The following is a 22024-nucleotide window of genomic DNA, read 5'->3' on the forward strand; positions in this document are numbered from 1 at the left end:
TTGTCCGAGGTGTGCGATGTCGTTGGAAACGTGGTTGGCCTTTTTTGCTGCCTGTTGGGTCATCAGTCTGTCGCCCGGTGCAGGGGCGATTGCCTCGATGTCGTGCGGCCTTCAATACGGTTTCTGGCGCGGATACTGGAACGCTTTGGGCCTGCAACTGGGGCTGGCGCTGCAGATTGCGATTGTCGCCGCCGGGGTGGGTGCAGTGCTGGCCGCCTCATCCACTGCCTTCTACGCGATCAAATGGTTTGGCGTGGCCTATCTCGTCTACCTGGCCGTCAAACAGTGGCGCGCCCTCCCGGCGGACCTTAGCGATGACGCGGCTGTACGCCCCATCGGTAAACCACTGGCACTGATTTTTCGCGGCTTTCTGGTCAATGTCAGCAACCCCAAGGCGCTTGTTTTCATGCTCGCGGTCCTGCCCCAGTTCGTAAACCCTACTGCGCCTCTGGTGTCTCAATACGTGACGCTGGGCGCAACCATGATCTGCGTCGACCTGATCGTGATGGCCGGGTACACCGGGCTGGCGTCCAAGGTCCTGCGTTTGCTGCGCACCCCAAAGCAACAGCGCCGCATGAACCGCACCTTTGCAGGCCTGTTTGTGGGCGCAGCAGGTTTTCTTGCGACGTTGCATCGCGCTACGACCTAAACATCTTGAGTCGCGGTCATTGGAAGTGAACAATGTGTTACTTCTCATTTCCATCCGGATTTATCAATGACCGCCCGCTCGCGTTTTTTTGCCTGGCTGATGTTGCCAGTGCTCGCGTTGTGCAGCCTTACGGTGTCTGCCAACTCCCCGGAAGGCGCCTCACAAGCGCTGCACCTGATCGACTACATCGGTGCGGACTATCCGCCTACCGTTGAGAACGGGAAGGTCATCGATGAAACCGAGTACCGCGAGCAGCTGGAGTTCCTGACCGTACTCAAGGGCTTGATTGAGGGCCTGCCAGAGCGCCCTGAGCGAGCCGAGCTGGCTCGGGGTGTGAACGCCTTGCAAGCCGCCATCGAAAAGCGTGAGGACGGCACTGCCGTTGCCCGTGAGGCGCGGCAACTGGGTGCCAGACTGGCTGTGGCCTACGAGGTCAGCCAGGCACCTGCCATCACCCCGGACCCAACCCGTGGCGCGCCGTTATATGCCCAGCATTGCTCGGTGTGCCACGGTGAAACCGGCGCCGGGGATGGTCCCGCCAGCCTTGGGATGACGCCGCCTCCGGCCAACCTGCGCGACGTACAGCGCCTTGACCGGTTGAGCCTCTACGCGATCTACAACACGTTGGGCCTGGGTGTTGAAGGCACTGATATGCCTTCGTTTGCCGATCAGCTGGACGAGCGTCAGCGCTGGGACCTGGCCACTTACATCGCGGGCTTGAGTGCTGACCCGGCTGCGGCAAAGGCCGACAAAACCTACAATCTGGCGGATCTTGCCCGTCAAACTCCGAATGAAGTGCTGGCGGCTGAAGGCCCCGAGGCGACGGCGACCTTCCGTGCCCAACGGGCGCAGCCGCCGCAAGTCAAACGCGGTCCGGCGCAGTTGCTTGATTACACCAGCGCTACCCTGGACAAAAGCCTCGCGGCTTACCGCGCCGGCGACCGCGAACAAGCCTACGACCTGTCGGTAGCGGCTTATCTGGAAGGCTTTGAGCTGGTTGAAAGCTCGCTGGATAACGTCGACGCCAACGTGCGTAAAAACACCGAGAAAGCCCTGATGGCGTATCGGCAGTCATTGCAGGACGGCTTACCGATCGAGCAAGTCGAGCAGCGTCTGGATGCCGCAAAGGCCTTGCTTAAAGAGTCAGCCGGGCTGCTGGGCAGCGATGGCTTGAGCTGGACCTTGAGCTACATCTCGGGCCTGTTGATTTTGCTGCGCGAAGGTCTGGAAGCGATTTTGGTACTGGCCGCGATCCTGGCTTTCCTGCGCAATACCGGCCAGCAGTCTGCGGTGCGCAGCGTCAACATTGGCTGGGGATTGGCCCTGGTTGCAGGTCTCGCTACGTGGGCGCTGGCCGCCTATGTCATCGACGTCAGCGGCGCCCAGCGCGAACTGCTTGAAGGGTGCACGGCCTTGTTCGCCAGCGTCATGGTGCTGTGGCTGGGCGTATGGATGCACGACCGTCGCCATGCGGCTGCGTGGCAGGACTACATCAAAAGCAGTCTGGTCAGTGGTGGCGGGCGCTTTGGTTTTGCGATCCTGGCGTTTTTCTCGGTGTACCGCGAACTGTTCGAAGTGATCCTGTTCTACGAGACCCTGTGGCTGCAAGCCGGGCCTGCGGGTCATAACGCCGTATTGGCGGGCGGCGCCACGGCGCTGGTGTTACTGATGGGGCTGGCGTGGATCATCCTGCGCGGTTCGGCCAAATTGCCATTGGTGCTGTTCTTCAGCATCAACGCGGCCCTTCTTTGCGCCCTGTCGGTCGTATTCGCCGGGCATGGCGTGAAAGCACTGCAAGAGGCGGGCATCTTCGGTACGCGGCCTGTAGCGTTCTTTGACTTCGACTGGTTGGGCATTCACGCGGATGCCTACTCGCTGGCTGCGCAGGCGGTCGCCATTGTGGCGATTATCGTGTTGTACAGTCGCAGCAAAATGGCGGAAAAGCGCCGGGTGCAGGCTTCGTAAGCATCCGAGCAGTTGTGGTAAGCCACATACTTACTGTGTGGCTTGCCAGCGGCTAATGCCATTCGGCGTGACATAGTTGTTGCGCTATTGTGCTTGATTACCCTGGTGAGGGCGTGAACACCACGCCAGGGCTTAGAAAGTCGATGTGATACCCCGACGAACCATCACCTAATGCAACATGCACTCCGCTAATGCCTTCGTTCATTTGAGAGTTGATACGATAATCAATAAACGGTGCTATAGCATTATTCACCCCTACTGCAAACTCCGTGAGCTTTAACCCTCGTGCGCCGGCCGCACAGTTTAGTAATTCTTTGTGTTCTGTATCGTTGACCCGGAATGAAGTGAGGATGTTGTTTTCCACCGTCAAGAGTGCGGTGTGGTGTGCAACATCACGGGTGAGATGTTCAAGGGCTATCTTTAATGCGATGTCCGTTGATGTGGAAGACTTTCTAAGTACGGTGAGAATGCCAGAGATTGTCAGGTGCCCATTAAACTGGAAGGGGCAAGGTGCATGTGAATTCATGTGGGCATAGTGCACTTCAAAAAATTCAGCTATTGAATGTACAAAGTCATTGTTTATGTCTTCTTCGATCATGGCGTATGGGATGGCCTGCTTTGAAATAGTGACGCGAGCCTTGGAATTGCTCCCGTCCAAACTGAACTCCCTGTAGGTATCAAGCTGCGTCAAGACAAGCCGCTGTTTTTGGAGTGCATCGTCAAAGTCACTCTTCAGGATAAGATCCAGCCCATAGAGTGCACTTCTGACGGACGACTCAAAAACGTGGACCGCACAAAAAATACTTTTTCTGGCAGGGGTCTGCTTAGCAATTTTGAATGTGTGCCTGGCGGCTTCATTGCAAAAGGCAAAGACGATACTTTGTGCTGGAAGAAACGCTATGTCATTGAGTGATTGTGCATTAAAGCCTTGAGCAATACACCTTTGTAGAAAATCATTGTTGTCGGAGACGATCCACGCGTCTTTTAAGTTGAAAGGGAAGTTATTCGCAGGCATAGGCATGCCCTCTAATGGGAAGTGGGCGCCAATTGATATGTCTGCTTTGTTTTGGCGCTCACATGTCTATATTACCCACTCAATCTGGCTGGAAAGCCCAGGCAAATGGAGCCCATCCGAAGTTGTCCGGGTCGGATGTGGTTCGGTTTAATTTTGGTTTTGGTAGCGTTGAGTTAGTCATTATTTATCCTCGCTGTGCAGTGTAATAAATGTATGTTGGATGCCTGAGCGCGTCAGGAGGTTGCTATGTTAGGGCTAATGATTGGCAGGTTGAAGTGATGTTTCATGTGTTTTTATATTGTTTCTCTATTGCATTAACCTCATTTAGCAAGTTCGGATATTAGTGTAGGAATTTTATGTAGGCATTGTCTGATATTTGGCTTGTCCTCAGGGTTTTATTGTTTCTCTGTTGTGAGTTAAAGCGTTTTTGATCTAGATTTTGCACTCTGTTTAATACTTATTGGTATTTGCCGTAATCCAGGCGAGGAGTCGTTATGCTTTCGTCAAAAAAGTATATTTGTGCACTTTCGGTCAGCAATGCTCTTGAGCTTTGTGATCTCACAGAAGTGGATAGTCCAGCGCATGCCATCGGGCTTTTGTTAAGTGAGGTACTTGAGGGCCTGGTGAGCCGTGGTTGGCCTGCTGGCCAGATCCTGAGAGGCCCGCGAATTGTTTCGGCGCAAGAGAACTATGGATTGCTTGGCTATGACCCTGCAGAGGTCACGTTAGGCAGTGAGCATACGCGCTGGGTGGATGAGCATTCGCTGTTGCGTACTCAAACTACCAGTCAAATCCCACGGGCTTTGCAGCGAGTCGCACAGGACCGTAAAGCAGGGGAAATCATCCTGCTGGCGGCTCCCGGTATTACATTCAGGCGCGATAGCCGCGACAGATGGCACTGTGCTGAGCCACATCAGATGGATATCTGGCTGCTCGGTGATCCAGCACTCTCAACCCGTACGCATTTACTGAGACTGGTGGGTGACATCCTTGAGTGTGCGGTACCCAACATGGCGTGGGTATACAGTGACAGTCCGCACCACTACACCGAAGGCGGAATCGAGGTAAACCTGATCTCGCAGGAGCAACCGGTCGAAGTGCTTGAGTGTGGGTGTATTGCACCCTCGCTTTTGCAAAGACTGGGTATTGATCCTGCCAGGCATGGTGGTCTGGCATTGGGCATGGGCTTGGATCGCCTGACCATGTTACGCAAGGGCATACCCGATATTCGCTTGCTACGGGATCCTGATGAACGCGTTCAGGCCCAGATGCATGATTTGCAACCCTGGCAGGCCGTTTCGCGGTTGCCTTGCATCACACGTGATATCTCCCTTGCAGTGACGCCGGGCTTGAGTGAAGAGGTGCTGACCGAAAAGATGTTGCTTGCTGCAGGTGATCGCTCGGCCTGGATTGAAGAAATGCAAGTCAAAGGGCGCTGGGCCATGGATGAATTGCCTGTGCAAGCGATTGAACGGCTCGGGCTGTTACCCGGGCAAGAAAACGTTTTGTTGCGGGTGGTATTGCGGGACTGTTCGCGTTCCATTACTACGTTAGAAGCCAATGCATTGTATGAGCGTATTCAGTCTGCATTGCATGAAGGCGCTGAGGGTGGAGGCTACAGGATCAAGGGCTGAGCCAGTACTCCATTCTGATTGGCTTGCAGGTGATAGCCTTGGCCCATTTTTCAGGAGTTACCCCCATGCGTGTCTGGATCGACGCAGACGCTTGCCCCAAGGCGGCGAAGGATCAGGTCATCAAGTTCGCCCTCAAGCGTCAGTTCGAGGTGGTGCTGGTGGCGGGGCAGAGCCAGATCAAGCCGACCTACGCGCTGGTCAAACTGATTGTGGTGCCCAGCGGCCCGGATGCGGCGGATGACTACTTGGTGGAGCACGCGGTGCCCGGTGAGCTGGTGATTTGCAGTGATGTGCCCCTGGCCGACCGGCTGGTGAAAAAGGGCGTGGCGGCGCTGGACCCGCGGGGCAAGGAGTTTGATCCGCAGAACATGGGGGAGCGGTTGGCGGTGCGCAATCTGTTTACCGATCTGCGAGAGCAAGGTCAGGTCAGTGGCGGGCAAGGCGCCTATGGCGAACGCGAAAAACAGGCGTTCGCCAATGCTCTTGACCGCATCCTGACGCGGCTGGCGCGGGGCTGATCAGTTCTTTTGAGTGAGTTCCAGCACCCGATCAACCATCTTGTTGATGCCGGACGCTGCTTCGCTGATGGATGTGGCAAGCATGTAGGCCGGTGTGCTCACCAGTTTGCGGGCCTTGTCTTCGACAATTTCCGAAACCTCGCACTCTTCGTGGGAGCCTCCCATCTTGGTGACTGCCGCAGCGGTATCGGCGTCCGTACCGATGGTGCAGATCACGCCAGGGCCATAAATCTTGGCGGCGATGGCGGGGGAAATACACATCAGGCCAATGGGTTTGCCTGCTTCGGCAAAGGCCTCGGCCACCCGCAGAACGTCAGCCTGGACCGTGCACGCGGCGCCTTCAGTGGCAAAGCTGGACAGGTTTTTGGCTGCGCCAAACCCGCCCGGTACGATCAGGGCGTCAAAATCTTCGACCCTGGCTTCACGAACATCCTTGATCTCACCTCGGGCAATGCGTGCTGATTCCACCAGCACATTGCGCGTCTCGGGCATTTGTTCGCCGGTCAGGTGGTTGATGACGTGCAGTTGCGCAATGTCGGGTGCAAAGCACTGCACTTTGGCGCCGCGCTGGTCGAGGCGCAGCAGGGTGATCACGCTTTCATGGATCTCGGCGCCGTCATAGACGCCGCAACCCGAAAGAATGACGGCAACTTTTTTTGTGGTCATGTCGGTCTCCTTGTTCATGGCGTTAATGTCGCCTGATTTGGCGCTTGATGCCATAGGGTTTCGCACTAAGTCCGCCTACGCTTGATGGATCGTCGGTCGGGGTGTGCCATGAAGCTGATTCTGTATGCAGTTCCGTTTTTCTTTGTGCTGATTGCTGTCGAGCTGCTGGCCGACCGCTGGCGCGGGATGCGTACTTATCGCCTGGCAGACACCATCAGCAGCCTGAGCGCCGGCGTGCTGTCGACCACCACCGGTTTGCTGACCAAAGGCGTAGGGCTGATCACTTATGCGCTGGCGCTGAAGTATCTGGCACTGCTGCAGCTGCCGGAAGACAGCCTGTGGGTCTGGTTGTTTGCTTTCGTGTTCTACGACTTTTGCTACTACTGGCACCATCGTCTCGGGCATGAGCGCAATGTGCTGTGGGCCGCGCACTCGGTGCACCACCAGAGTGAAGACTACAACCTGTCCACCGCCCTGCGCCAAACCAGTACCGGGTTTGTGTTCGGCTGGGTCTTTTACCTGCCGATGGCAGTGTTGGGCGTGCCGCTGCTGGTGTTTGCCACTGTGGCGACGCTTAACCTGCTCTATCAATTCTGGGTCCATACCCGGCATGTACCCAAACTGGGGTGGTTCGAGTGGTTCTTTGTGACGCCTTCCAATCATCGGGCTCACCATGGGCAGAATGCTCTCTACATGGATCGTAATTACGGGGGGGTGTTCATTCTCTGGGACCGATTGTTTGGCACCTTCCAGGAAGAGGACGACGCAGAGCCGGTTATTTATGGCGTGTCTACACCGCTGAAAAGCTGGAACCCACTGTGGGCAAACTGGCAGTTTTATGGCCAGTTACTGGCCGATGCACGACGTACCCAACGCTGGCGGGACAAGCTGCGAATCTGGTTCATGCCCACGGGCTGGCGCCCGGCGGATGTGGCGATGAACTACCCGATGGGAAAACCGGATTTAAGCCAGTTCGAAAAGTTCGAGATCGCGTTGCCATTGCGTCAGCAGCTGTATATCGCGGTGCAATTCGCGGTTTATGTGGCGCTGGGCAGTTATTTGCTGAACGTGGGCGAGACATTGCCAACCCCGGCATTGATGCTGGGATGGGGCGCTATGGCGTTGGGATTGTTCGTGCTGGGTGCCGGGCTGGAGAATCGGCCCTGGGCGCTGAAGCTTGAGTGGTTGCGCCTGGCGCTTAATGTGCCGCTGGTCTGGCTGGCCCCTTGGGCGGGGCTGTGGCCGGCCAGCGCATTGGGCTGGGTCGGCCTGCTCAGTTACACCGTGTTGAGCGTGATGGGGCTCTACATGTGCCGAAACCGCATCACTCAGCTGGCGGGTTGCTGACCTCAACGCTGGTCTTGTTCTTCTCTTCAAGTGCAGTCTGTTTGGCCAGGCGCGCATTCTTGAAGCGGCGACGGGCCCACAGGCACAGGCCGATCAGCAGCAAGGCACCAAGCACCCACAGCTCATACTTCTTGACGTTGCCCAGCAAGCCTTCGAGTACGGCGCCAAAGTGGTAGGCGGCGGTGGCCAGGGCGATGGCCCAGATGGCCGCGCCAATCCCGTTGAGCAGCAGGTAGCGGCCAGGAGGGTATCCCGACAGACCAATTGCCACAGGCATGACGGTGCGCAGGCCGTAGACGAAGCGAAAACTCAAGACCCAGATGTCCGGGTGCCTGCGAATGTGCTCCAGAGCCTTGTCGCCCATAAGTTGCCAGCGCGGTTTGCGCGCCAACAGTTTGCGGCCGTGCTTGCGCCCCAGGAAGTACCACAGCTGATCACCGGCATAACTGCCGAGGAACGCCACGATCATGACCAGTTTGAGGTCCATGTATCCGCGGAACGCCAAGAAGCCTGCGAGAACCAGAATGGTCTCACCTTCAAAGAACGTCCCTAGAAACAGGGCGAAGTAGCCGAATTCTTGAAGAAATTGTTGGAGCATTGTCTGGATGCTGGCGAAATGAACGCGCAGCCTACGCCTTAAGGGACGTTCGGGAAAGTATCGAAATGTGACTTTGCGTTAACAAATCCTACAAATCATGTGTATTTGACCTACATCATTAGCGTTGTCATCTAGTGTTCATGGCAAGGCGCTATAACCATGCGCGAGGTGATTATTGCCTCAAACCTGTGGGGACTGGCTTGCCTGCGATGGGGGCTATGCGGCCTGGCAGGCAAGCACGGGTGATGCCATCGCGAGCAAGCCCGCTCCCACATGCCGGTGCCTCTGGAAACAATTTCAATAAATCGCCCTCTAACCAGGCTCAGGCCCGCATAAAGCGCCTTGGAGCGGTTTAAACCCGCTGGCGTTGATGGCATTCTGACAACTTGACTGCTGGTGTCGCTTAACTGTTACGAGAGTCAAACCCGCTCTTACAGGATCATTCAATGAATACCGAAGGACTTGCTGAAATCGTTGCCACTGAAGCTCAGCCGATTGCTGAGCCAGTCTCTGAAACCCCGCCTGAACCTCAAGCCCCTGCGCCTGCCGTGGCCGAGACGCATGCGGCGGTGCATCCGGCGATTGCCGTTCCTGGCCTTGATGACAGCAGCCTGTATATCCATCGTGAGCTGTCGCAATTGCAGTTCAACATTCGCGTGCTGGAACAAGCGCTGGATGAGTCCTACCCGCTGCTTGAGCGGTTGAAGTTCCTGCTGATTTTCTCCAGCAACCTGGATGAGTTTTTTGAGATTCGTGTCGCGGGCCTGAAGAAGCAAATCACCTTCGCCCGTGAACAGGCCGGTGCTGATGGTTTACAGCCGCATCAGGCGCTGGCCCGCATCAGTGAGCTGGTGCATGGCCATGTTGATCGCCAATACGCGATCCTCAACGACATCCTGCTGCCCGAGCTTGAAAAGCATCAGGTGCGCTTTATTCGTCGCCGGCACTGGAACACCAAGATCAAGGCGTGGGTACGCAAGTTCTTCCGCGACGAAATCGCGCCGATCATCACCCCGATTGGCCTGGACCCAACGCACCCGTTCCCGCTTCTGGTGAACAAGAGCCTGAACTTTATCGTCGAGCTTGAAGGCATCGATGCCTTCGGTCGTGATTCGGGCCTGGCGATTATCCCGGCACCGCGCCTGTTGCCGCGTGTGATCAGGTTGCCTGAAGAGGTTGGCGGCGCCGGGGACAACTACGTGTTCCTGTCGTCGATGATCCACGCCCACGCCGATGACCTGTTTCAGGGCATGAAGGTAAAAGGCTGCTACCAGTTCCGCCTGACCCGTAACGCCGATCTGGCGGTCGATACCGAAGATGTAGAAGACCTGGCCCGCGCCCTGCGTGGCGAGTTGTTCTCTCGTCGTTACGGCGATGCTGTGCGCCTGGAAGTCGCCGACACCTGCCCCAAGCATTTGTCCGACTACCTGCTCAAGCAGTTCAGCCTGCATGAAACCGAGTTGTATCAGGTCAATGGCCCGGTGAACCTCACGCGTCTGTTCAGTATCACGGGGCTCGATAGCCACCCTGAGCTGCAATACACGCCGTTTACCCCGGCCATCCCGAAGCTGCTACAGAACAGCGAGAATATTTTCAGCGTGGTCAGCAAGCAGGATATTTTGCTGCTGCACCCGTTTGAGTCGTTTACCCCGGTCGTGGATTTGCTGCGCCAGGCGGCCAAAGACCCCCATGTACTGGCCGTGCGCCAAACCCTGTACCGCAGCGGTGCCAACTCTGAAATCGTGGATGCGCTGGTCGATGCCGCGCGTAACGGTAAAGAAGTGACCGCGGTGATCGAGCTGCGTGCGCGTTTTGACGAAGAGTCCAACCTGCAACTGGCCAGCCGTCTGCAAGCGGCCGGTGCGGTGGTGATCTACGGTGTGGTCGGCTTCAAGACCCACGCCAAGATGATGCTGATTCTGCGCCGTGAGGCGGGGGAGATCGTGCGTTACGCGCACTTGGGTACCGGCAACTATCACGCCGGCAACGCCAAGCTCTACACCGATTACAGCCTGTTGACCTCGGACGACGCGCTGTGTGAAGACGTAGGCAAGTTGTTCAGCCAACTGATCGGCATGGGCAAGACGTTGCGCATGAAAAAACTGCTGCATGCGCCATTCACGTTGAAGAAGGGCATGCTCGACATGATTGCCCGCGAGACCCAGTTCGCGGTTGAAGGCAAACCGGCGCATATCATCGCCAAGTTCAACTCGCTGACCGACCCGAAAATCATTCGGGCGCTGTACAAGGCCAGCCAGGCTGGTGTGCGAATCGATCTGATTGTGCGTGGGATGTGCTGCCTGCGTCCGGGCATTCCGGGTGTCTCGCACAACATCCACGTGCGCTCGATCATCGGCCGCTTCCTGGAGCACACGCGGGTGTTCTACTTCCTCAACGGCGGCGAAGAGCAGATGTTCCTGTCCAGTGCCGACTGGATGGAGCGCAACCTCGATAAACGCGTCGAGACGTGCTTCCCGGTCGAGGGTAAAAAGCTGATTTTGCGGGTCAAGAAAGAGCTGGAGTGCTACCTGACCGACAACACCCACAGCTGGAGCCTGCAATCGGACGGCCGTTACATCCGTAACACGCCAACCGGTAACCAGAACCCGCGCAGCGCCCAGGCAACCTTGCTGGAGCGTTTGAGCCTGCCCGTATTGACGGTGAGCACCGGGCCTTCGGTATAAAGCTGTAACCCCTGTGGGAGCGGGCAAGACCGCTCCTACAGTTGGTTTGAATGGTGTCGGGTCAGGACACCGTCAGCACAATCCCGACCCGGGTCAGCCATTGAGCTTCTTGTTCGAAGTCGGCCTGGGTCAGGGGGTTTTGCTCAAGCCAGCCCTCGGGGAAGATCACCTCAAGGTGATCGCCCTCGGCGCGCAGCTTGACCTGCGACGCTTCCTGGTTGCCACGGATGTGGTAGAACAGGATCGCAAAACGCAGCAGCACGCACAGGCGAATCAGCTTGATGCCGTCCTCGCCAAATTCGGCGAACTTGTCTTTTGGAATATTTCGACGATGACCGCGCACCAGCAGCGCGAGCATTTGCTGGTCTTCACGTGAGAAGCCGGCAAGGTCGGAGTGCTCGATCAGGTAGGCGCCGTGCTTGTGGTAGTGATAGTGGGCAATGTCCAGCCCGACTTCATGCACCTTGGCCGCCCAGCCCAGCAGTTCACGCCAGACACCGTCTTTGAGGTCCCACGACTTGGCGACTTGATCAAAGGCGCGCAGGGCTTTGCGTTCAACCCTGGCGGCTTGTTCGCGGTCGACGTGATAGCGGTCCATCAGCGAGCTGAGGGTACGCTCACGCACGTCTTCGTGGTGATGACGGCCCAGCAGGTCGTACAGCACGCCTTCACGCAGTGCGCCGTCACAGTGGTCCATGCGTTGCAGTTCAAGAGCGTCGAACACGGCTTCAAGAATCGCCAGCCCGGCAGGGAAAATGGTTCGGCGGTCGGGCTTGATGCCTTCAAAGTCGATCTTGTCCACTTCGCCCAGCTTGAACAGCTTGCGCTTGAGCCAGGACAGGCCTTCGGCATTCACCTCGCCATTGCCATGACCGCCCGCCTTGAGGGCCAGGCCGATGGCCCGAATGGTGCCTGAGGAGCCGATCGCTTCATCCCAGGTCAAGCGGTGCAGGGCGTGCTCAATGCTCATGATTTCAAGACGCGCAGCCGTGTAGGCCTGGGCATAGCGAGCCGGGGTGATCTTGCCGTCGCGGAAATAACGCTGGGTGAAGCTGACGCAGCCCATCTGCAGGCTTTCGCGCAGCAGCGGTTCAAAGCGCTGGCCAATAATGAATTCGGTACTGCCGCCGCCAATGTCGGCCACCAGGCGCTTGCCCGGCGTGTCGGCGAGGGTGTGGGAGACGCCAAGATAGATAAGGCGCGCTTCTTCGCGACCGGAAATAACTTCGACGGTGTGCCCCAGGATCTCTTCGGCGCGCACGATAAATTCGTTGCGGTTACGCGCCTCGCGCAATGCGTTAGTCCCCACAATGCGCACAGCGCCCAACGGCATGCCGTTGATCAGCTGGGCAAAACGCTTGAGGCAATCGAGCCCGCGTTGCATGGATTCTTCGGTGAGTTTGCGTTCTTCGTCGATGCCGGCAGCTAACTGCACCTTTTCACCAAGACGTTCAAGAATGCGGATTTCGCCATTCTGGGCCTTGGCCACCACCATGTGAAAGCTGTTAGAACCCAGATCGATGGCGGCGATCAGGGACGGATTCTTGGCTTGGGATTGGGGCATGGTTGAGGGGTCTCGGTCGATAACCTGAACATCGTGCCACGATCAAAGGCTCGCGCCAACGCGTGATGTCAGATGCATTGATATGAAGCACGAAAGCAATGACGTTAGCTCTTCCGGGATAATTCGTTTTTTTGTGTGCGATTTAAGTGCCGTGTCAGGTCGGTTTTTCTGTGGGCGCGGGCTTGCTCGCGATGCTATCAACACGGTGCATCTGACTCACCGCGTTGCCTTTATCGCGAGCAAGCCCGCTCCCATCGGAGGGATGGGTTAACCGTTCACCTCCACTGTCCCGATAAAATTCGCCAGTTCCGGGGTTTTCGGATTGGCGAACAGCTCTTTTGGATCGCCCACTTCATGCACCTTGCCCTGGTGCATGAATACCAGCTTGTCGCCCACCTCACGGGCAAAACGCATTTCGTGGGTGACCATGATCAGCGTCATGCCTTCGCGGGCCAGCTGGCGCACCACGCTGAGCACCTCGTTGACCAGTTCCGGGTCGAGGGCCGAGGTGATCTCGTCACACAGCAGCACCTTGGGTGACATGGCCAGCGCCCGGGCAATCGCCACACGCTGCTGTTGCCCGCCCGACAGACGCTCGGGGAACGCGTCGAACTTGTCGCCCAGGCCCACCCGCTCCAGCATTTCCCGCGCTAAGGCTGCGGCCTTGGCTTTGGGGACTTTTTGCACCACTTGCGGGGCGAGCATGACGTTTTCGCCCACGCTAAGGTGCGGGAACAGATTGAACTGCTGAAACACCATGCCGACCTTCTGGCGCAGGCTGCGCAAGTCGGCGCGGGCGGCGTCCAGGTATTCGTCATCGACTTCAATGACCCCGTCGTTAATGGATTCCAGCCCGTTCAGGGTTCTGAGCAGGGTGCTCTTACCCGAGCCGCTGCGACCGATGATCGCGACAACCTGGCCCTGCTCGACGGTCAGGTCGATGCCTTTGAGCACATGGTGGTCGCCGTAATATTTATGCAGGGCGGTAACTCTAAGCAGAGGCATGCAGTTTCCTTTCCAGATGGCGCGCACTGAGCGACAAGGGGTAGCACAGGAGGAAGTAACCGAGCGCCACCAGGCCATAGACCATAAAGGGCTCAAAGGTCGCGTTGGCCAGCATGCTGCCGGTCTTGGTCAGTTCGGTGAAACCGATGATGGAGGTCACGGCAGTGCCTTTGATGACCTGCACTGAAAACCCCACAGTGGGCGCGATGGCAACCCGCAAGGCTTGCGGCAGGATCACATGGCGCAACTGCTCAAGCGGGCTCATGGCCAGGCTTGCCGAGGCCTCCCACTGGCCGTGGGCAATCGACTCGACACAGCCACGCCAGATCTCGGCCAGGTAGGCGCTGGTGAACAGCGTCAGGGCCAGCGCGGCGGCCATCCACGGCGAAATATCGATGCCCAGCAAGGCCACGCCAAAGAAGATCAGGAACAGTTGCATCAGCAAGGGCGTGCCTTGGAACAGCTCTATATAGCAGCGTGCCAGAGTGCGGGCGAAGCGGCTTTTGGAGATGCGCATCAGTAGCACCAGCAAACCGATCAGGCCGCCGCCGATAAACGCGACAAGTGACAGGGCGGCTGTCCACTGCAAACCCATCAGCAAATTGCGCACGATGTCCCAGAAGGTGAAGTCCATCAGCGGCTCCTGCTCAGGTAACGGCGGCCGAACCCGTTCAGTAACTGGCGGATCAGCAAGGCCATGCACAGGTAGATCAGGGTCGTCAGGGCATAGGTTTCAAATGCCCGGAAGTTGCGCGACTGAATGAAGTTGGCAAAAAAGCTCAACTCTTCAGTGGCGATTTGCGAACAAACCGCCGACCCGAGCATCACGATGATGATCTGGCTGCTCAAGGCGGGCCAAACCTTGGCCAGCGCCGGTTGCAGCACCACATAACGAAACGTCTCGAACCGGCTCATGGCCAGGGCCGATGCCGCTTCCAGCTGGCCTTTGGGGATGGCCTGAATGCCCGCACGAATTATTTCCGTGGAATAGGCGCCCAGGTTGATCACCATCGCCAGCACCGCGGCCTGCCATTCGCTGATGTGCACACCCAGGCCTGGCAGGCCAAAGAAGATAAAAAACAGCTGCACCAGAAACGGCGTGTTGCGGATCAACTCGACATACAGCCCGAACAGCGCAGCGAAAGGTCGAATATTCCACGCCCGGACCACAGCGCCGACAATCCCCAGGCTGACCCCGAGCACTGTGCCGATAGCGGTCAGCTCAAGGGTGAACAGGGCACCACGCACTAACAGGTCGCTGTTTTGCAGCACCGGTAAAAAGTCGAACTGATAAGCCATGATTGACCTCGTCGCAAGCTATCAGAGGTCAGCGGGCAGCGGCTCTTTGAGCCATTGCAGCGCGTTTTTTTCCAGGCTGCCGTCAGCCTTGGCCGTGGCGAGAATCTGGTTCACCTTGTCCAGCAACTCGGGCTGGCCCTTGTTGACGCCCACGTAGACCGGCGAATCCTTGAGTTTGAGCTTCATCGCCGGAAGGCGCTTGGGGTTGCGCTCGCTGATGGTGACCATCACCACGTTGCCGCTGGCGATCAAGTCCACCTGGCCCGCCAGGTACGCGGCGATGGTTGAGTTGTTGTCTTCGAAGCGCTTGATCGTGACGCCGGCAGGGGCCACGTTGGTCAGTTCGATGTCTTCGATCGCACCCCGGGTGACGCTGATGGTTTTACCCTTGAGGTCGTCCAGGGTTTTGATTTGAACGTCTGGCGGTCCAAACACGCCCAGGTAGAACGGCGCGTAAGCGTGTGAGAAGTCGATGACTTTTTCGCGATCCGGGTTTTTACCGAGGCTGGAAATCACCACGTCGACTTTGCCGGTCGTCAGGTAAGGCACGCGATTGGTGCTGTTGACGGGGGTCAGCTCAAGCTTGACCTTGAGCTGGTCGGCCAGCAGTTTGGCGGTGTCGATGTCCAGCCCCCGAGGCTTCATGTCAGGGCCCACCGAGCCGAAGGGCGGAAAATCCTGAGGGACTGCGACCTTGAGCGTGCCGCGTGCAATCACATCCTCAAGGTCATTGGCGTGAGCCGGGGCCTGGCTCAGCATCAGGCTGGCGAACAAGGCGCAAATCAGGGCGCTGTAGCGCTGGGTCATGGCAACTCTCCGGGAACGGGCGGGCGGTGGTGTCTGTTTTGGACAGAGCACAGGCCATGCCAACAGGGGATTTATGGCCTGCGAAGCTGATGAAAGAAGGCTTGTGGTGGTCGGACTGGTCTGAACAGTGGTCGGGTTTTTTGCACCTCGATCGAGCGTTCGTTCCAAGGCTTGAACCGGCTTGGGGCGTGACTTGCCGAGCGTTGGCAATAGCTTTACAACTACGACTTTCCTGAGCCGATCAAGCCGATTTGTGATGAATTCAAGCGCACGGGCCGTACCCGAAGTGGCATTGCTGGCCATTCGTAAATTGATCGTCGAGAACGGTTTTGTACCGGGCGATGCCTTGCCGTCTCAACGCGAGCTGGCGGTGCAACTGGGTGTCAGCCGGGCATCGTTGCGCGAGGCGTTGTCCTCACTCAGCGCACTGGGCGTGATCAGCGTGCAGCCGGGCAAAGGTGTGTATGTCCAGGCGGCAGATGAGCCCGCGGTCGTGACGCCGGCGGCGGACTGGCCCTTTGCGGCGCAGGCCTGCGCGCAGGATATTTTCCAGCTGCGTTACGCGCTGGAAGGCTTTGCCGCCGGGCTGGCGGCGGTGCGGTTGACCCGTGATGAACTGGACGTGCTGCAAGACAATGTCGAGGCAATGCGTCATGAATTGCGCGCCGAGGATTTTGAGCGGGCCGCGCAACTGGACTTCGAGTTTCATCAACTGATTCTGCGCGCCAGTGGCAATCAGGCAATGGCCAATATTTTGATTACCCGCGCCGATATTTTTCTCGAAAGCCAGAAGTTGCCGTTCATCCGTCGTGAGCGGGCGATGGAAACCTGGCAGGAACATCGCAAAATACTCCGGGCACTGGCCCGCCACGCCAGTGGCCCCGCGCATAAAGCCATGGGCGAGCACATTCGCCAGGCTGCGTCACGAACCGGGATAGTGTTCGTCACCCCTGCCGGCTCCTGAAGCGGGCGATATCCGCACTCATGCACCACTATAGTAAGAGTCAATCATCCCTCACCTTCCTGAACGCGGTGATGACGGCTATGATGTGCTACGTTTTTGCTTACAACCACGGAGACTTCCATGAGCAGCGATCTTATTAAACACGTCACCGACGCTAGCTTTGAGGCCGATGTTCTCAAGGCTGAAGGCGCTGTACTGGTCGACTACTGGGCTGAATGGTGTGGCCCTTGCAAAATGATCGCGCCGGTTCTGGACGAGATCGCAGAGACTTACAAAGGCAAGCTGACTGTTGCCAAGCTGAACATTGATGAAAACCAGGAAACCCCGGCCAAGCACGGCGTACGTGGTATTCCTACGTTGATGCTGTTCAAGAACGGCAACGTCGAAGCCACCAAGGTCGGTGCGCTGTCGAAGTCGCAGTTGGCTGCATTCCTCGACGCTAACATCTAAGCGTCGATAAAGGCCCCGCTAAATGCGGGGCTTTTTCATGGCTCAAGGACTAGACGCTATGAAACTCAAGTGGTACATTCGGCCCCGCACTGGTTTCTCCACTGCCCCCTGCAAGCCGTCGCCGACGCACTCCTTATCGAATTAGTACGCGATCCTGTCGCCTTCTCTGCGGCGCGGCCTCATTAAGCCAAAAGCTTAATTTCCCCCTCCATAAATGATTACGTCATTCCTATATGAACCTGACTGAACTCAAGCAAAAGCCGATTACCGAACTGCTCGAATTGGCCGAACAGATGGGCATAGAAAATATGGCCCGTTCGCGCAAGCAGGACGTGATTTTCTCCCTGCTCAAAAAGCACGCGAAAAGCGGCGAGGAAATCTCCGGTGATGGCGTGCTGGAGATTCTCCAGGACGGCTTCGGCTTCCTGCGTTCCGCTGACGCCTCTTACCTGGCCGGCCCAGACGATATCTACGTCTCGCCAAGCCAGATTCGACGCTTCAACTTGCGCACTGGCGACACCATCGTCGGTAAAATCCGTCCGCCAAAAGAAGGCGAGCGGTACTTCGCACTGCTGAAAGTCGACACGATCAACTACGATCGTCCAGAGAACGCGAAAAACAAGATTCTCTTCGAGAACTTGACCCCGCTGTTCCCGACCGTACGCATGAAGATGGAAATCGGTAACGGTTCCACCGAAGATCTGACCGGTCGTGTCATCGACCTGTGTGCACCGATCGGTAAAGGTCAGCGCGGTCTGATCGTTGCTCCGCCAAAAGCGGGCAAGACCATCATGCTGCAGAACATCGCGTCGAACATTTCGCGTAACAACCCTGAAGTGCACTTGATCGTTCTGTTGATCGACGAGCGCCCGGAAGAAGTAACCGAAATGCAGCGTACCGTGCGCGGCGAAGTGGTTGCCTCCACCTTCGACGAGCCACCAACCCGCCACGTGCAGGTTGCTGAAATGGTGATCGAGAAGGCCAAGCGCCTGGTCGAACACAAGAAAGACGTGGTGATCCTGCTCGACTCCATCACCCGTCTGGCCCGTGCCTACAACACCGTGATCCCGAGCTCCGGCAAGGTATTGACCGGTGGTGTCGATGCTCACGCCCTTGAGAAGCCAAAGCGTTTCTTCGGTGCTGCGCGAAACATCGAAGAAGGCGGCTCGCTGACCATCATCGCTACCGCGCTGGTTGAAACCGGCTCGAAGATGGATGAAGTGATCTACGAAGAGTTCAAAGGCACCGGCAACATGGAACTGCCTCTGGACCGCAAGATCGCTGAAAAGCGCGTCTTCCCTGCGATCAACATCAACCGCTCCGGCACTCGCCGCGAAGAGTTGCTGACCGCGGACGACGAGCTGCAACGCATGTGGATTCTGCGCAAGCTGTTGCACCCGATGGACGAAGTCGCAGCTATCGAGTTCTTGATCGACAAGCTGAAACAGACCAAGACCAACGATGAGTTCTTCCTGTCGATGAAGCGCAAGTAAGTCGTCGCAGGCAAGCAAAAGCCGGGGAAACCCGGCTTTTTGCTGTCTGAGCTTTTTTGATCCGGGCAGCTCTCCCTTCTGAACAGACGGCTTGGGCGCTACACTCTGTCTCCCAACGCCACGGCCACTACGAGGCTCAAGCATGCAGTATCGCGACTTACGCGACTTTATCAGCGGCCTGGAAAAGCGCGGCGAACTCAAGCGCATCCAGGTTCCAGTGTCTCCCAAGCTGGAAATGACAGAAATTTGCGATCGCACTTTGCGCGCCAAAGGTCCGGCTTTGCTGTTCGAAAACCCGGTGGGTTACGACATCCCTGTGCTCGGCAACCTGTTTGGTACGCCGGAGCGCGTGGCCTTGGGCATGGGCGCCGAAGCGGTCAGTGAATTACGTGAAATCGGCAAGCTGCTGGCGTTCCTTAAAGAACCCGAGCCGCCTAAAGGCCTGAAAGACGCGTGGTCCAAGTTGCCGATCTTCCGCAAGATCATTGCCATGGCCCCGAAAGTCGTCAAGGACGCGGTGTGCCAGGAAGTGGTCGTTGAAGGTGATGACGTCGACCTCGGTCAGTTACCGGTCCAGCACTGCTGGCCGGGCGATGTTGCGCCCCTGATTACTTGGGGCCTGACCGTGACCAAAGGTCCGAACAAGGAACGTCAGAACCTGGGCATTTATCGCCAGCAAGTGATTGGTCGTAACAAGGTCATCATGCGCTGGTTGAGCCACCGTGGCGGCGCACTGGACTACCGTGACTGGTGCGAAAAACACCCCGGCCAGCCATTCCCGGTTTCCGTGGCCCTGGGTGCAGACCCTGCGACCATTCTCGGCGCCGTCACCCCCGTGCCGGACAGCCTTTCCGAATACGCCTTCGCGGGCTTGCTGCGTGGCAATCGCACCGAGCTGGTGAAGTGTCGCGGTAATGACCTGCAAGTGCCGGCCACGGCTGAAATCATTCTTGAAGGCGTGATCCACCCCGGCGAGATGGCCCCCGAAGGCCCGTACGGTGACCACACCGGTTACTACAACGAAGTCGACAGCTTCCCGGTATTTACCGTTGAGCGCATCACCCACCGGGTCAAACCGATCTACCACAGCACCTACACCGGCCGTCCACCGGATGAGCCGGCGATTTTGGGCGTGGCGCTGAATGAAGTGTTTGTGCCGATCCTGCAAAAGCAGTTTCCGGAAATTACCGACTTCTACCTGCCACCCGAAGGCTGCTCGTATCGGATGGCCATCGTGACCATCAAAAAGCAGTATCCGGGGCACGCCAAGCGCGTAATGCTGGGTGTGTGGTCGTTTTTGCGCCAGTTCATGTACACCAAATTCGTTATCGTCACCGACGACGACATCAATGCCCGCGACTGGAACGACGTGATCTGGGCCATCACCACGCGCATGGATCCCAAGCGCGATACGGTGATGATCGATAACACGCCCATCGATTACCTCGACTTTGCCTCGCCGGTTTCCGGCCTGGGTTCGAAGATGGGGCTGGATGCGACCAACAAATGGCCAGGTGAAACCACCCGCGAATGGGGCCGTGTCATCGTCAAGGATGAGGCGGTCACTCGCCGGATCGATGACATTTGGAATCAATTAGGAATAGATTGATGCGTGTAACCTTGCAGCCTTCAGGTGCGGTGCTGGAAACCTTGCCTGGCGAGCGAATTCTGGATGCGGCGCAACGTCTGGGCTATGAATGCCCGCAGAGCTGTCGCAATGGTAATTGCCACGTGTGTGCGGCCTTGCTGGTTGAGGGTCAGGTGGAGCAAGCGGGTGACGTGCGCGATCATGGCGAGTTTTATACCTGCCTGGCGGCCCCGCTTGAAGACTGTGTGGTGTTGTGGGATGGCGTGCTTGCGTTGGGAGAGTTACCGGTGCGTAGCCTGGCGTGTCAGTTGACCGAATGTGTCGATATGGGTGGCGATGTGTGGCGCGTGCGCTTGCGTGCGCCTGCAGGCAAACCGCCGCGTTATCACGCCGGGCAATACGTGATGCTGGAGCGTGAAAATGGCGACAAGTCGGCATTTTCACTGGCCAGCGCCCCGCACTCGGGGCGCGACCTTGAGTTGCATGTGCTGGTTCGTGAGGACAGCGCCCGGCGCCTGATCGAACAACTGCAGCGCAACAAGATGGTCCGTCTCGAGCTGCCGTTCGGTGACACGCATTTGTCCGAATTGCCGGACGGCCCGCTGGTGCTGATCGCTGCGGGTACCGGCATGGCGCAAATGCACAGCTTGATCGAGCATTGCCGCGCAAAAGGGTTCAAGCACCCGGTGCACTTGTACTGGGGCGTACGTCGTCCTGAAGATTTCTACACCCTGGAAGAGTGGGAGCAATGGGAGAAAATCCCCAACCTGTTCCTGCACAAAGTGGTGAGTGATCTGTGCGGGTGGGAAGGTCGGTGCGGCATGCTGCATGAAGCCGTGTGCGAAGACATCAGCGATCTGGCCAGTGTGCATGTCTACGCCAGCGGTTCACCGGCGATGATCTACGGTACCCTCGACGCCCTGGTGGCAGCCGGCATGGACGCGCACCAGATGCGCGCCGACGTCTTTGCCTACTGCCCGCGGCCTTGAATGTGTGGGAGCGGGCTTGCTCGCGATGGCATCACAGCGGTCATGCAGCTAGACCGCGCCGTCTGCATCGCGGCAGGTTGAATCGTCGCACCGCCGCTCCCACAGGTTTTGCCTCAAAAACGTAAACCGGTGGTGATCATTGCGGCATTGAAGCCCAGCAGCACCAGCTCGACGGCTGCCGGGCCATAGTAGGCGCCGACCGAAGGAATGATCACCGGGGCTACGCCAAAGCGGTTAAGCGGGATCTTGTCCTGATATTCGCCGTGATAGCCTTCCAGCAGGCCGCCTGTGAGCTTCAAATACACAGGGTACGTGTCGCTATCAAAGCGCTTGCCCGCATAGGCGTAATACGAACGCTGGCGAAATGAGTTGCGAAAGGTTGCCCCGCCAACTAACCAGCCTGAAGCGTCATGGCGCTCAATACCGATTAGATCCTGATTGTTGTTGTGCTCAGGGTCTGGCGAAAAGTGCCGGGTATAGACACTGGTTTGCAGATACCAAAACCCCTCTTTTTTTTGCTGTGCGTCATCTTGTGCCAGTGCGGAAGTGGCATACGCCAGTATCGCCAGGAAGCAAATCCCAAGTTTTCTCATCTACCTACCTCATTGGGTGTGCGCCTGCGGCCAGCAACTATAAAGGGATGACTTGAACATCCCCTGAACAAAACGAATTCTAGTGTAGTTGCAATCATGAAGTCGCCCGGTCATACGTCTTGCCGAGCAGGCCATATGGCATTTGGTGCTATAAGATTAATGTCGTTATTTTGTTTACTGCATGTAATGCCTGTAG

Annotated in this window: 20 protein-coding genes; 11 read left to right on the forward strand and 9 right to left on the reverse strand. The window is 57.5% G+C overall.

Annotated features, from left to right (window positions below):
- Window positions 1–16: 16 nt before the first annotated feature.
- Together AACY07_RS19865 and AACY07_RS19870 are read left to right on the forward strand one after the other, a co-directional pair.
- On the forward strand, window positions 17–649 hold the full coding sequence (locus AACY07_RS19865) for a LysE family transporter (RefSeq protein ID WP_133079284.1): 633 nt from the start codon (window positions 17–19) through the stop codon (window positions 647–649).
- A gap of 66 nt (window positions 650–715) precedes the next feature.
- On the forward strand, window positions 716–2614 hold the full coding sequence (locus AACY07_RS19870; protein ID WP_339477017.1) for a cytochrome c/FTR1 family iron permease: 1899 nt from the start codon (window positions 716–718) through the stop codon (window positions 2612–2614).
- 97 nt (window positions 2615–2711) lie between these two features.
- Here AACY07_RS19870 and AACY07_RS19875 read toward each other — a convergent pair whose 3' ends face one another.
- Window positions 2712–3629, reverse strand: coding sequence for a hypothetical protein (locus AACY07_RS19875; protein ID WP_339477019.1), 918 nt, complete (start codon window positions 3627–3629; stop codon window positions 2712–2714).
- Between the two features lie 494 nt (window positions 3630–4123).
- Here AACY07_RS19875 and srmL point away from each other — a divergent pair, with 494 nt between their 5' ends.
- Together srmL and AACY07_RS19885 are read left to right on the forward strand one after the other, a co-directional pair.
- Window positions 4124–5263, forward strand: coding sequence for a PheS-related mystery ligase SrmL (gene srmL, locus AACY07_RS19880; protein WP_339477021.1), 1140 nt, complete (start codon window positions 4124–4126; stop codon window positions 5261–5263).
- A 65-nt stretch (window positions 5264–5328) separates the two neighbouring features.
- The gene (locus AACY07_RS19885; protein ID WP_019824452.1) at window positions 5329–5781 is read left to right on the forward strand and encodes a YaiI/YqxD family protein; all 453 of its coding nucleotides are present in this window, start codon (window positions 5329–5331) and stop codon (window positions 5779–5781) included.
- On the opposite strand, the gene elbB is transcribed toward AACY07_RS19885, so the two are convergent.
- Window positions 5782–6447 (reverse strand): isoprenoid biosynthesis glyoxalase ElbB, encoded by a 666-nt coding sequence (gene elbB, locus AACY07_RS19890; RefSeq protein ID WP_339477024.1) that lies wholly within the window; start codon window positions 6445–6447, stop codon window positions 5782–5784.
- 108 nt (window positions 6448–6555) lie between these two features.
- Between elbB and AACY07_RS19895 the strand changes: the two genes are divergently transcribed.
- Window positions 6556–7794 (forward strand): sterol desaturase family protein, encoded by a 1239-nt coding sequence (locus tag AACY07_RS19895; protein WP_339477026.1) that lies wholly within the window; start codon window positions 6556–6558, stop codon window positions 7792–7794.
- Here the strand turns inward: AACY07_RS19895 and AACY07_RS19900 are convergent.
- The gene (locus AACY07_RS19900) at window positions 7772–8392 is read right to left on the reverse strand and encodes a DedA family protein (protein WP_133079092.1); all 621 of its coding nucleotides are present in this window, start codon (window positions 8390–8392) and stop codon (window positions 7772–7774) included. The two genes, AACY07_RS19895 and AACY07_RS19900, sit on opposite strands and share 23 nt — an antisense overlap.
- Before the next feature lie 446 nt (window positions 8393–8838).
- Between AACY07_RS19900 and ppk1 the strand changes: the two genes are divergently transcribed.
- On the forward strand, window positions 8839–11076 hold the full coding sequence (gene ppk1 / locus AACY07_RS19905) for a polyphosphate kinase 1 (RefSeq protein ID WP_133079091.1): 2238 nt from the start codon (window positions 8839–8841) through the stop codon (window positions 11074–11076).
- A gap of 61 nt (window positions 11077–11137) precedes the next feature.
- On the opposite strand, the gene ppx is transcribed toward ppk1, so the two are convergent.
- The 5 genes from ppx to AACY07_RS19930 form a co-directional block, all read right to left on the reverse strand.
- Complete coding sequence (ppx, locus tag AACY07_RS19910; RefSeq protein ID WP_339477030.1) at window positions 11138–12640, reverse strand: exopolyphosphatase; 1503 nt, start codon at window positions 12638–12640, stop codon at window positions 11138–11140.
- Window positions 12641–12907: 267 nt separating this feature from the next.
- Window positions 12908–13645: an amino acid ABC transporter ATP-binding protein gene (locus AACY07_RS19915; RefSeq protein WP_219262585.1), complete on the reverse strand. Its 738-nt coding sequence runs from the start codon at window positions 13643–13645 to the stop codon at window positions 12908–12910.
- Complete coding sequence (locus AACY07_RS19920) at window positions 13632–14282, reverse strand: amino acid ABC transporter permease (protein ID WP_219262605.1); 651 nt, start codon at window positions 14280–14282, stop codon at window positions 13632–13634. Before AACY07_RS19920 ends, AACY07_RS19915 begins: the two co-directional genes overlap by 14 nt.
- On the reverse strand, window positions 14279–14944 hold the full coding sequence (locus AACY07_RS19925; RefSeq protein ID WP_133079087.1) for an amino acid ABC transporter permease: 666 nt from the start codon (window positions 14942–14944) through the stop codon (window positions 14279–14281). Before AACY07_RS19925 ends, AACY07_RS19920 begins: the two co-directional genes overlap by 4 nt.
- Before the next feature lie 21 nt (window positions 14945–14965).
- A complete protein-coding gene (locus tag AACY07_RS19930) occupies window positions 14966–15751 on the reverse strand; it encodes a transporter substrate-binding domain-containing protein (RefSeq protein WP_339477032.1) in 786 nt (261 codons plus the stop codon).
- A gap of 256 nt (window positions 15752–16007) precedes the next feature.
- On the opposite strand from AACY07_RS19930, the gene AACY07_RS19935 reads away from it, so the two are divergent.
- The 5 genes from AACY07_RS19935 to AACY07_RS19955 all read left to right on the forward strand — a co-directional run bounded on the left by AACY07_RS19935 (window position 16008) and on the right by AACY07_RS19955 (window position 21235).
- Window positions 16008–16715: a FadR/GntR family transcriptional regulator gene (locus AACY07_RS19935; protein WP_219262583.1), complete on the forward strand. Its 708-nt coding sequence runs from the start codon at window positions 16008–16010 to the stop codon at window positions 16713–16715.
- 120 nt (window positions 16716–16835) lie between these two features.
- Complete coding sequence (trxA, locus tag AACY07_RS19940) at window positions 16836–17165, forward strand: thioredoxin TrxA (RefSeq protein WP_016783018.1); 330 nt, start codon at window positions 16836–16838, stop codon at window positions 17163–17165.
- 233 nt (window positions 17166–17398) lie between these two features.
- Window positions 17399–18658 (forward strand): transcription termination factor Rho, encoded by a 1260-nt coding sequence (rho, locus tag AACY07_RS19945; RefSeq protein ID WP_003438291.1) that lies wholly within the window; start codon window positions 17399–17401, stop codon window positions 18656–18658.
- 142 nt (window positions 18659–18800) lie between these two features.
- Window positions 18801–20267 (forward strand): 4-hydroxy-3-polyprenylbenzoate decarboxylase, encoded by a 1467-nt coding sequence (ubiD, locus tag AACY07_RS19950; RefSeq protein WP_133079084.1) that lies wholly within the window; start codon window positions 18801–18803, stop codon window positions 20265–20267.
- Window positions 20267–21235 carry a CDP-6-deoxy-delta-3,4-glucoseen reductase gene (locus tag AACY07_RS19955; RefSeq protein WP_133079083.1) on the forward strand — a complete coding sequence of 323 codons (969 nt, stop codon included), beginning with the start codon at window positions 20267–20269 and terminating at the stop codon, window positions 21233–21235. The genes ubiD and AACY07_RS19955 overlap by 1 nt, the downstream gene beginning before the upstream one ends.
- Window positions 21236–21348: 113 nt before the next feature.
- Here AACY07_RS19955 and AACY07_RS19960 read toward each other — a convergent pair whose 3' ends face one another.
- Window positions 21349–21828, reverse strand: coding sequence for a sn-glycerol-3-phosphate transporter (locus tag AACY07_RS19960; RefSeq protein WP_219262582.1), 480 nt, complete (start codon window positions 21826–21828; stop codon window positions 21349–21351).
- Window positions 21829–22024: the final 196 nt, after the last annotated feature.

It is taken from the genome of Pseudomonas sp. RL_5y_Pfl2_69 (assembly GCF_963970465.1).
GTDB lineage: Bacteria > Pseudomonadota > Gammaproteobacteria > Pseudomonadales > Pseudomonadaceae > Aquipseudomonas.

Bases quoted from the DNA above. Each gene is read 5' to 3' on its own strand.
- AACY07_RS19865 (WP_133079284.1), top strand. From the start codon at position 17: ATGTCGTTGGAAACGTGGTTGGCCTTTTTTGCTGCCTGTTGGGTCATC.
- AACY07_RS19870 (WP_339477017.1), top strand. From the start codon at position 716: ATGACCGCCCGCTCGCGTTTTTTTGCCTGGCTGATGTTGCCAGTGCTC.
- AACY07_RS19875 (WP_339477019.1), bottom strand. From the start codon at position 3,629: ATGCCTGCGAATAACTTCCCTTTCAACTTAAAAGACGCGTGGATCGTC.
- srmL (WP_339477021.1), top strand. From the start codon at position 4,124: ATGCTTTCGTCAAAAAAGTATATTTGTGCACTTTCGGTCAGCAATGCT.
- AACY07_RS19885 (WP_019824452.1), top strand. From the start codon at position 5,329: ATGCGTGTCTGGATCGACGCAGACGCTTGCCCCAAGGCGGCGAAGGAT.
- elbB (WP_339477024.1), bottom strand. From the start codon at position 6,447: ATGACCACAAAAAAAGTTGCCGTCATTCTTTCGGGTTGCGGCGTCTAT.
- AACY07_RS19895 (WP_339477026.1), top strand. From the start codon at position 6,556: ATGAAGCTGATTCTGTATGCAGTTCCGTTTTTCTTTGTGCTGATTGCT.
- AACY07_RS19900 (WP_133079092.1), bottom strand. From the start codon at position 8,392: ATGCTCCAACAATTTCTTCAAGAATTCGGCTACTTCGCCCTGTTTCTA.
- ppk1 (WP_133079091.1), top strand. From the start codon at position 8,839: ATGAATACCGAAGGACTTGCTGAAATCGTTGCCACTGAAGCTCAGCCG.
- ppx (WP_339477030.1), bottom strand. From the start codon at position 12,640: ATGCCCCAATCCCAAGCCAAGAATCCGTCCCTGATCGCCGCCATCGAT.
- AACY07_RS19915 (WP_219262585.1), bottom strand. From the start codon at position 13,645: ATGCCTCTGCTTAGAGTTACCGCCCTGCATAAATATTACGGCGACCAC.
- AACY07_RS19925 (WP_133079087.1), bottom strand. From the start codon at position 14,944: ATGGCTTATCAGTTCGACTTTTTACCGGTGCTGCAAAACAGCGACCTG.
- AACY07_RS19930 (WP_339477032.1), bottom strand. From the start codon at position 15,751: ATGACCCAGCGCTACAGCGCCCTGATTTGCGCCTTGTTCGCCAGCCTG.
- AACY07_RS19935 (WP_219262583.1), top strand. From the start codon at position 16,008: ATGAATTCAAGCGCACGGGCCGTACCCGAAGTGGCATTGCTGGCCATT.
- trxA (WP_016783018.1), top strand. From the start codon at position 16,836: ATGAGCAGCGATCTTATTAAACACGTCACCGACGCTAGCTTTGAGGCC.
- rho (WP_003438291.1), top strand. From the start codon at position 17,399: ATGAACCTGACTGAACTCAAGCAAAAGCCGATTACCGAACTGCTCGAA.
- ubiD (WP_133079084.1), top strand. From the start codon at position 18,801: ATGCAGTATCGCGACTTACGCGACTTTATCAGCGGCCTGGAAAAGCGC.
- AACY07_RS19955 (WP_133079083.1), top strand. From the start codon at position 20,267: ATGCGTGTAACCTTGCAGCCTTCAGGTGCGGTGCTGGAAACCTTGCCT.
- AACY07_RS19960 (WP_219262582.1), bottom strand. From the start codon at position 21,828: ATGAGAAAACTTGGGATTTGCTTCCTGGCGATACTGGCGTATGCCACT.